We start from the raw sequence: 784 nt of genomic DNA on the forward strand, positions 1-784 counted from the left end.
GTGGTCGCCGCAGACGTACAGGCCGTACAGCACCCGGACCGGGCGCCGCGGATCGTGCGGGGCGGGCGCCGCGGGTACGGCCAGCGGGTCGTGGTGGACGGCCAGCAGCTCCCAGCGGCCGGTCGGGACGCCGTACAGCCCGGCGAGCTGGGCGCGCGCGGCCCGGTCCAGCACACCGGGCGGCTCGGACGCGGCGGCGCCCAGCACCACGGAGGTGACCAGCGCGCGGCCCGGCCGCGCGCGCGAGGGGTCCACGGCGCTGGCGACGGCCGTGTACGCCACCGGACCGCGCCGGTCGGCGTCGAGCAGGAGCAGCGGCTCGTCCGTGGGGGCCGGGCCCTCCACCGCGTGGTGCAGCACGGTCACCGGGTGGAAGTCCGGCACCCGCAGACCCGGCAGCAGCTCGGCCGCGTCGCGGGCCCCGGTGGCGATGAGCACCGCGCGGCAGCGGATCGTGCCGTGGTCGCGCGTCACCACCGCGTTGGCGGCCACGGACAGGACGCGCACCCCGGTGCGGACGGTGCCGGGCGGCAGCCCGTCCGCCAGGGCCCGGGGCACGGACACCGCGCCGCCCGCGGGCAGGCACAGCCCGCCGCGGGCGAAGTCGCGCAGCACCAGATCGCCGATCCGGCTGGAGGTCGTCAGCTCCGGGTCGCACAGCAGCGCGCCGAGCAGGGGGCGCAGCAGGCCGTCGGCCGCCCGGGAGGACAGGGCGCGGGCGGCCAGGGCCTGGGCGGCGGGCAGCTCGGGACGGGCGTCCAGGCGCTCGGCGGGCGTCGAGGCG

1 protein-coding gene is annotated in these 784 nt (G+C 80.2%); it reads right to left on the minus strand.

Annotated elements, in window-relative coordinates:
• On the minus strand, positions 1-784 hold a 784-nt coding region (locus ACLIYP_RS30665; RefSeq protein ID WP_412716331.1), incomplete at both ends, for an FAD-dependent oxidoreductase.

This window comes from Streptomyces nanhaiensis (genome assembly GCF_046614825.1).
Taxonomy (GTDB): Bacteria; Actinomycetota; Actinomycetes; order Streptomycetales; family Streptomycetaceae; genus Streptomyces; species Streptomyces radiopugnans.